At 35.1% G+C, this 9,229-nt stretch carries 9 protein-coding genes; 2 read left to right on the forward strand and 7 right to left on the reverse strand.

The window, feature by feature from the left end; genetic code table 11:
* Window position 1: 1 nt before the first annotated feature.
* The 4 genes from UMR38_08060 to UMR38_08075 form a co-directional block, all read right to left on the reverse strand.
* Window positions 2-922, reverse strand: a complete 921-nt coding sequence (locus UMR38_08060) for a DUF697 domain-containing protein (protein ID MEC9485801.1) — start codon at window positions 920-922, stop codon at window positions 2-4.
* A gap of 75 nt (window positions 923-997) precedes the next feature.
* Complete coding sequence (locus UMR38_08065; GenBank protein MEC9485802.1) at window positions 998-1,534, reverse strand: DUF402 domain-containing protein; 537 nt, start codon at window positions 1,532-1,534, stop codon at window positions 998-1,000.
* A gap of 48 nt (window positions 1,535-1,582) precedes the next feature.
* Window positions 1,583-2,101 (reverse strand): tRNA (cytidine(34)-2'-O)-methyltransferase, encoded by a 519-nt coding sequence (locus tag UMR38_08070; GenBank protein MEC9485803.1) that lies wholly within the window; start codon window positions 2,099-2,101, stop codon window positions 1,583-1,585.
* Complete coding sequence (locus tag UMR38_08075; GenBank protein MEC9485804.1) at window positions 2,098-3,054, reverse strand: QueG-associated DUF1730 domain-containing protein; 957 nt, start codon at window positions 3,052-3,054, stop codon at window positions 2,098-2,100. Before UMR38_08075 ends, UMR38_08070 begins: the two co-directional genes overlap by 4 nt.
* Before the next feature lie 148 nt (window positions 3,055-3,202).
* On the opposite strand from UMR38_08075, the gene UMR38_08080 reads away from it, so the two are divergent.
* Window positions 3,203-3,484, forward strand: coding sequence for a helix-turn-helix transcriptional regulator (locus UMR38_08080; protein MEC9485805.1), 282 nt, complete (start codon window positions 3,203-3,205; stop codon window positions 3,482-3,484).
* A 28-nt stretch (window positions 3,485-3,512) separates the two neighbouring features.
* Here UMR38_08080 and UMR38_08085 read toward each other — a convergent pair whose 3' ends face one another.
* The gene (locus tag UMR38_08085) at window positions 3,513-4,424 is read right to left on the reverse strand and encodes a deoxyribonuclease IV (GenBank protein MEC9485806.1); all 912 of its coding nucleotides are present in this window, start codon (window positions 4,422-4,424) and stop codon (window positions 3,513-3,515) included.
* Window positions 4,425-5,717, reverse strand: a complete 1,293-nt coding sequence (locus tag UMR38_08090; protein ID MEC9485807.1) for a DEAD/DEAH box helicase — start codon at window positions 5,715-5,717, stop codon at window positions 4,425-4,427.
* 93 nt (window positions 5,718-5,810) lie between these two features.
* Here UMR38_08090 and ispH point away from each other — a divergent pair, with 93 nt between their 5' ends.
* Window positions 5,811-6,731, forward strand: a complete 921-nt coding sequence (gene ispH / locus UMR38_08095; protein ID MEC9485808.1) for a 4-hydroxy-3-methylbut-2-enyl diphosphate reductase — start codon at window positions 5,811-5,813, stop codon at window positions 6,729-6,731.
* Between the two features lie 37 nt (window positions 6,732-6,768).
* Here ispH and UMR38_08100 read toward each other — a convergent pair.
* Window positions 6,769-9,229, reverse strand: a 2,461-nt coding sequence (locus UMR38_08100) for a hypothetical protein (GenBank protein ID MEC9485809.1), incomplete at its 5' end; no start/stop codon positions are given.

Genomic DNA, 9,229 nt, shown 5'->3' on the forward strand with positions numbered 1-9,229 from the left:
TTTATGACTCCTTTTTATGTTTGCGGAATGGTCTAGCGATAATGTTAGCAATACTTTTAGGGAAGAAACTTAAAGAGTCTCCAATGATCACAGGCATTAAAGTTAAGGTATCTTTATACGCTTGTTTACGAATTTCTTTACGGTTAAGTAATTGATTGTCATTATACAAGTATTTTTCTGTAATAATTCCAACACGACACGTTAACATCGCGTTAGTGACACCACCAAGAACACTACTGGATATTGTTTTTAAAAATGGGACATCGGTAATCGTTTCTGTAAACTTTGTTGGTAAGACTTCTGATAAGTCCATTTCTTCAATACCTTCGGCAATCAGTGATGCGACCATTACACGAACAATTAATTTGATTAAATATGCGTAACTTGGTCTAAAACCAGATACTTCAACCACTTCACGAATGAGTTTAATATTAATTATCAGTGTACTAAGCATATCTAGGTTCCCGTTTTGAGACAAGGCTGTAGAAATAAAGACATGCTTGGCATTGTCGACAATCGTTTCACGCGTTTTTGTGCGGATACTCCCTTTAAAGGCTTCTTGTAAGGCTAAGTGTAGTTTCTCATAATTATTTAAAGATAACTGAATCGCTCGTTTTTCTTTATCACTGAGCGTATCTCCTTTTAATAATACCTTCGCCGCATTACGATAAATAATATGTTTTTGTCTGGTATCAGTAAGCATCGCATCCACCGTAAATGTGGGTGATAATAAAATAACCCGAATCGGATTTAAGATCAAAACATAAAACAAAATGGCGCTCAAACCATAAAATGCATACGCTAAATACACATGCACATTACCTAAGCGTACACCTACTTCTATAATATTACTAACTAAAATAAACACAAATACCATTAAGACACCGAGTCCAATCAGTGTCCACCATCGTTTTCGACCCATATGCGCACCACCTTTTCTTTATTTTACCATAGACAAATTGAAACTACTAGTTAAACAAGAAGCACATTGTGCTTCTTATTCAGGTTTGTAATAGGTTGTTTGATATAAGGTATAATAATCCATAACTTTTTTATGATTAAACGGGCCTTCACCATTTTCAATCATTGATTTTAGAATACTCAACTCTTTTTCTAAAATCTTTTTAAGCTTTGGTGGATAATCCATCTTGTTTTTATGTTTATTATACTCATTGCGATCTAGCGTTTTATAACTAAAATCTTCAATCACCTTAATATCAAGATCATAATCAATATATTTTAACGCTTCTTTATCATAGACAAACGGGGACGCGATATTACAATAGTAATGAATGCCTGTTTGTTTAATAATACCAATGATATTAAACCAATGATCATGGAAAAACCAGGTAACAGAGGGTTCTCTTGTATGCCAAAAACGGCCGTTTGACTCAATGACTTTTGTCCGTCTATTGGCGACAACAACGCCATTTTCAATGACATCGATCACGGTTGCTTTTTCCCATATACGGTGAAGTTCTTCATCGTGTTTATAACTTTGTATTTGGATATCTTCTCCGGTTTTTAATTTCATCTTAAGCACCTCTTAACTATTATAACAATTATACTGAAAAAGACAAAATTATTTTAGTAACCAATCTTTTCCTTTTAAGCTCTCTGGTTCAAACCGAAATAAGTCATTATAATCTTGTTGGCGTAAGATTTCATACGCTAAGACAGCAACGGTATTGCTTAAATTTAAACTTCTGACTTTGTCTGTCATTGGAATGCGTAAGCAACGCTCTAAATGTGGCCGTAAAATTGACTTTGGCATACCTGATGATTCACTACCAAAAATCACATAGATGTCTTTGTCTTGTTCACTAAAATCCATTTGATTGGGTGCTTTTTGTCCATAACGGGTGACAAAGTAAAAGCGTCCATTATCTTGGTTCTTCTTGATAAAACTCTCCCAATCTTGATACACGGTATAATCAACATGTTCAACATAGTTTGCGGCACTCCGTCTTACAGCTTTTTTGTCTAAACTAAACCCGAGTGGTTCAATTAAATGTAGTTTCATATTTGATGCGGCACAAGTACGCATAATGTTCCCAGTATTTTGAGGGATTTCTGGATGATACAATACGATATGATTCATTGTTTTTTCTCCTTAAATAATTGTAGTATTGTCTTGGCTGTTTCTTGATACCAAGCACTGTGATATTTGGTCATGCTTTCTTTAATAAAAGGAATCGCTTTTTTAACATTTTGATTATACAGTAAAGCTAATGCATTACGTCTAATCACCGTTGCCCCACGCCAGCTTGAAGCATTGTTCCCATAGTCTTTAAGATACGTCTTATTCGATACGGAAAGCAATTCAATCAAATTGACATTCTCAATTCCCGTTGGTTCAAATTCAGGATGACGGTGTATATCAATACCCTTACTTTTAGGGCACACTTTATAACATATATCGCAGCCATATACCATTGTCTTGAAATGCGGTATTTCAGCGCGTGTTAAAGAACGTTTTTCTTGACTTATATGACTTAAACAAAGCGATTGATTAAAGCCTTCATCAAGTGCCCCTGTTGGACAGGCATCAATACATGCTGTACAACTACCACAGTTATCCACAACATGATAAGGATCATCAATATCGACATCTATAAGAATGGTTGCTAAATAGACATAGGGTCCAAAGTCCTTATGAATAAAGGCTTGATTCTTACCTCGAAATCCCTGATGGGTTAAAGCTGCGGCGAATCGTTCATCAATGGGTGATATATCAACGCTACTATATGACCTTACACCGGATGAGTCTAAAAGCGTATCGATTTGTTTTAACTTCTCTCTGAATACACTATGATAATCTGTCCCATAACTATAGCGTGATAATAGACCATAGCCTTTTCCTTTAAACTGAACTTCTTGTTTAGGATAGGCTAATCCTACAACCGCAATAGTTTGATATGGTTTCAATGCTGCATAATCATCAAACTGATCACGCTTGTTTAACGCTTGACGTTTTTCAATGTATTCTTTCACAGACACATAGCCGACAAAATCGACATAATTTAATATACTATCCGTTATTGGGTTTGTCATATTCTCACCACATTTACTATACGGTTTTTTTCATGAAATGTCAAAACGATTCACTGTTCTATATTGCTTCATATCAATTATTTTGTGCTTATTTAATGCTTTTTAGCTGAAATCTGTTCGGATTTGCTACAATTAAGGAGGTGATGTTATGAATGATTTAGGCGAACGATTAAAGCAAATACGAAATGAAAAAGGATTTCCGCAAAAAACTGTGGCTGATTTTTTAAAACTCAACCGGACGAATTACTCTAAAATAGAAAATAATCAACAAAAAATGACAACAGATCAATTAGCGTTATTTTGTCAGTTTTTTGATGTCAGTGCAGATTATATTTTAAACTTACGGATTAAACATAAGAAGGTATTTCGATTAGATGATATCAATCAGATTTTAAAAAATATCAAAAATATTGAAACGATTATAAAATAACTCACAACCCGCGTTGTGAGTTATTTTTTTATTGATTCCGGATTGTTGTTTTAATATTAGGATCAAACGTTCCCTTGCGGAACATATCAATTTCATATTTATATGGCGGATACACTTTTTTCTTACTATCATCTGTTTCTGTGATATATGGCGTTTCTAATATTTTAGGTACGTCTTTCAGTTTGGGATGATGCACAATGTAATAGAGGGCATCAAAGCCAATTTCACCAGACCCTATATTCTCGTGTCGATCTTTTGCGGCTCCTAAAATATTTTTTGAGTCATTGACATGAATGACACCAATACGACTGATTCCAATCTTGTCATCAAATTCTTTGAGTACGCTATCAAAGTCATCTCTTGTTTGATATCCTGCATCATGTGTATGACAGGTATCAAAACAGATACTGATTCGATCTTTTTCATCAATACCATCAATAATGTCTGCTAACTCATCAAAGCTTCTTCCGACTTCAGTTCCTTTACCAGCCATTGTTTCTAAAGCTATTTTAACATCTAAATCTTTGGTATTTTCTATTGCTTGGTTTAATCCTTCTTGTATGTATTTAATCCCTACTTCAGGCCCTTGTCCGACATGTGCTCCTGGATGTAATACAAGATGCTTAGCACCAAGCGCGCCAGTGCGTTTTATCTCTTTCGTTAAAAAATCAACCGCAAAGGCTCTTTTTTCAGGATGTTTGTTGGCTAAATTCATTATGTATGGGGCATGTACAATAACATCTTCAGGATGCATATTGTGTTCTTTCATTAATGCATGGGCTTCTTCGATCATGAGTTTATCAATCGGTTTGCGTCGTGTATTTTGAGGTGCCCCGGTATATATCATTAATGCATTTGCACCATAACTTAAGGCTTCTTTTACACTACCCAAAAACATTTCTTTGCCTTTCATTCCTACATGTGATCCAATTTTAAGCATTTATTTTCTCCTTTTCTTACGATGTGCTTTCTTTTTCGCTTCTTGTAATTTTTTATGAAATTTCTTTTTATACCCTGGTTTCACTTTCTTATTCTTCTTTTTAATATTGTATTTGTTTTTATTTTCACCTTTGGTAACATGTTGACGTTTTGCCCGTTCTTTACGGTCTCTTCGTTCAACTAATTCACCATTACGGACTTCTTTATAGACGATATTGATACCTTTTTCTTCTAAAAAGTCAATGTATGCATCGTCATCTGTATGGTATAAACTGATGGCTTTCCCATCGTAATTAGCGCGGCCTGTACGACCTGTACGGTGAATATAAAATTCCATGTCTTTTGGTAACTCATAATTGATTACATGACTGACACCATCAATGTCAATCCCGCGACTAGCAATATCAGAGGCAACAATATATTGAAATTTTGCTTGATTTGCTTGCTGCATGACGCGTTTTCGTTGTCTTGCAGGAATATCTCCATGAAGTTTTTCAACATTCTTACCTTGGCTGTATAAAAAGTCTGCAATCTCATCAACGGTTTCTTTTGTATTACAAAAGATCAGTGCAATATAGGGTTTAAATGTACTGATAAATTGTAATAATACATCTTTTGGTTGTTTACTTTTCACCGGAATAAAGATGTGTTCGATATTTAAATTAGATAATTGTTTTGGGGCAATGAAGACTTCTTTTGGTTGGTCCATTAGTTTTCTTAAAAAGGGGCGCATTTGTTCAGGAATTGTCGCACTGAAGACACAGAGTTGTGTGTCTTTTTTTAATGCTTGCGTTAAATCAAAGACATTAGGTAAAAACCCTTGGTCCATAGTCATATCTGCTTCATCGACAATAAATGTCCGCGCAGTATGAATATTGAGGACCCGTTCTTGTAAAGCTAGGTCATGTAACTTCCCTGGTGTACCAATGACAATCATTGGTTGCTTTTTTTGTAACCGTTCAATCTCTTTATTCTTATCGCGTCCACCAACATACCGTCTTATATCAATAAAGTCTTTGGCATTATCACCAATGTGTGTCGCGGCTTTATAGATTTGGTTTGCTAATTCCCTTGTTGGCGTTGTAATTATAACTTGTACTTCTTCTTTATTTGGATCTATCTTCTCAAAAATAGGAATCAGAAAAGCATGCGTTTTCCCAGTTCCTGTTTGACTACACCCAATAACATCGTCGTTATTTCTCATTAAAGGAATAATTTGTTTTTGTACGTCAGTAAATTCTTTAAATCCTAAATGCTCAATGGCGTTTTTAATAAATGGTTTTTGTACGTTCATGTGTGCTCACCTCTCACAAAAATTATACTATAAAGCAAGATGTTTTCCAAATCAAACGAGTATAAGTTATAATAGAACCAAGGAGTGATTCATATGGAGATTCAAAAACTCGTTCCTAGAGGCTATTGCCATGGGGTTGTTAATGCTATTAAGATGATTAAGCAACTTGATTTTAGCGCTAAAAAACAACCTATCTACCTTTTAGGAATGTTAATACATAATAAAAAAGTAAACGACTTTTTTGCGGATCAAGGCATTACGATATTACATAATCCCTACCGTACACGATTAGAACTGCTCGATAACATCCAAGAAGGTACTGTGATTTTTACCGCACACGGTGTCAGTGATGAAGTAAAAGATAAAGCGAAAGATAAAAATCTTGATATTGTTGATACAACATGTTCAGATGTCACAAAATCCTTCGATATTATTAAAACGTTTATTAATGATGGTTACCACATTTTATATATAGGCAAAAAAGATCATCCAGAAAGCGAAGCCGCCTTAGCCATTAGTGATAAAATCACTCTCATTGAATCAGAAGATGATTTAAAAGACTTACCTGATTATGAGAAGGTCGCACTCACTAACCAAACAACGATGAGTTTTTATGATGTCTATCGTATTCATCAAGAAGCACTGAAACACTATGAGAATTTATATTTAATCGATGAGATTTGTGATGCGACGCGCGCTCGTCAAGACGCTGTAATTCATCAAGATGATGACAATGATTTATGTATCGTTGTTGGGGATCACTTATCAAACAATACGAAAAAGTTAGCTGAAGTCTCTATTAAAGAAGCGGGAATCCCCGCAATTGTTATTGAGTCCATCGCAGACTTAACACTTGAGGATTTAAAAGATGTTAAGAAAGTTAGTATCACTAGTGGTGCCTCAACGCCCACTAAGATAACAAATGAAGTGATTAACTTTTTAAAAATATATGATCCAGATAATCCAAAAACATTTAATCCATCGAGTAACATCACTGAAAAAAATGTATTATAATAAAAAAGAACTCCAAGTGGAGTTCTTTTAGTTTGGTTTAATTACCTGCGTCAACAAATGTGCGAGAGGCAAAGTCGGTTTCTACTTCACCTTGTCCAGCAACATCATTCAAGTCTGCTTGGGCAGCAACTAAGACTGTGTAACTAGCACCATCAGTATGATCGAATCCTACGAAGGTGATTGTCGTCGTGCTATTTTCTGGATTAACGCCTGCGACTTGATCAATATCAACTGTAGCAACTAAGACACCATTTTGATATAAGTAAGCTGTCCACTCAGTATCATTAGCAACATTGTCAGTATCATCACCAATTGTGACATCTAAGGTTAAGTCAGGAGTTGAAGTCCATGCACTTGCTTGTTCTATGGTCACGTCTGGAGTAATTAATTCGATTGTCGTAAATGTGTGGGTATAAACAACACGTTCTGCTATTCCTTCACCTGTTTCATAGGTTCCTGAGATATCTAATGTGTACTCATAGCCGCTTAATAGATTAAGCATATCAATCGTTGTCACGGTATCTTTACTTACGATGTATGTTCCGACTTGTGTCGCTCCCTGATAAAGTGTTGCAGTCAAATTACCGGTAATAATATCTTTGTTGTCATCGACAACAATATCAAGAACATTTGACTTTTTAGCTACTGTTTCGTTTTGAACAGTGATAATATCTAGGTCTAATGTGGTCTGATTAATTGTATCAAGCACTGAGTTTGTTTGAACGCCTGTACCATTAATTAAGTCATAATCAACACGTACTTGAATGTCATATGATGTTTCTGGCAGTAATCCTGTAAAGGAGACAGTGTTTGTCCCATCTATGATACTACTTGAGTTTACTAACGCACCTTCATAAAATATCTCTACAATACGATTACCTGTAATGACACCATCTGGGTCTAGTAGTTCTACGGTAATATCAATTTGATTAACATACGTATTATCTACTGTAATAGTACCTGATGGCACCGTATAAGATAAGGTTGTTGTAGTAGACTCTGCTAAAGTGTTGGTTTCAATACCTACGCCTTCATTTAAGTTATATGTTCCTTCTACAGTAACACGATATTCAGTTTCCGTATTGAGTGTTGTGAAGGTAACATTATTAGTTCCAGCAGTAACTGTTTCAGAAGCGATAAGTGTTAACCCATCATAAACATTGGCTGTAAATGTTCCTATACCATCCGGATCGGTTACATTTACTGTAACATCCATATTTTGTTGTTGCGTATCATCTATAACCAAACTAGCGCTTGGTTCTACTAGCGTTTCAGTAGTATAAATTTCTGAACGCATTATGTAGTCTGAGTAAGTGTTATTTCCGTCTCCATTATCATAATCAGTTTCAAATTCAACACGATATTCTAACCCGGACGTTAATCCTGTGAAATTAACCGTTTGTGTAGGTGAACTTATGGTAACACGTGATACCTCGCTATTGTCTTGATATAAAATAGCTTCTGTTGTTCCATTGATGACGCTATCATCATCAAGAACAGAGACATCAAATGTTATTGATTGATAAGTAGTTGTTGCGTTGTATACGTTAACTTCAGGTTTCAACTTATTATGCTCAATAAAGAATCCTTCAGCTAGACTAACAGCTGGATGTGGTCCTTCACCGTCTAATAAATTATAATCTGCGACAACTAAAACAGAATACGATTCTCCATAATCAGCTATATGATTAAAAGTAACTGTAGTCATATTAGTGGTTAAACCGATACTCTCTATTTCAGTCTCGGTATTATCAAATAATTTAATTGCAAAATTACCTGTAATGACAGCATCGACGTCACTGATATCTAAATCAACAATAATCCCTTGTTGAGTGACATCAATATCATTAATATTAACTGACGGTGTTGCATAAGCAATCGTGCTAAATGACGCTTCGTGTATCACGGCATCAATCTGATCACCAGTACCATCACTAAGATTATAATCTCCGATGATATGGATATCAAATGCTTGATCTGCTAATAGTCCTGAAATATCAAAATAAATTGTATTGGTTGTAATGTTTTTCTGCGCTTGAACCACACCATCAACGACCAACGCAGCTTGAAGTGTCGTATTTAATAAGACATCATCAATATCATTATATGCGAAATCAAACTCAACACTTTCTTTTGTTACGTTTGAATCAGATATTGTGATAAGCGGTGTAACTTTAGCAACAGTTGTTGCTGTATTAGTTGCTAAATTAGCTCCTGTTTCTACCGTTTTTCCATCTTCCAAATCGTAATCAGCAATCACGTTAATGGTGTATGTTTGATCGCTGAGCAATCCTGTGAACTGAACTGTTTCCGTATTGGTAGAAAGTGCTTTTGTATCAATCAGTGTATTTGCTTCATCATAAATTGAGACAGAGCAATTACCTGTAATGACACCATCTGGGTCTAGTAGTTCTACGGTAATATCAATTTGATTAACATACGTATTATCTACTGTAATAGTACCTGATGGCACCGTATAAGATAAGGTTGTTGTAGTA

Origin of the sequence: Candidatus Izemoplasma sp. (assembly GCA_036172455.1) — a bacterium.
GTDB lineage: Bacteria > Bacillota_I > Bacilli_A > Izemoplasmatales > Izemoplasmataceae > JAIPGF01.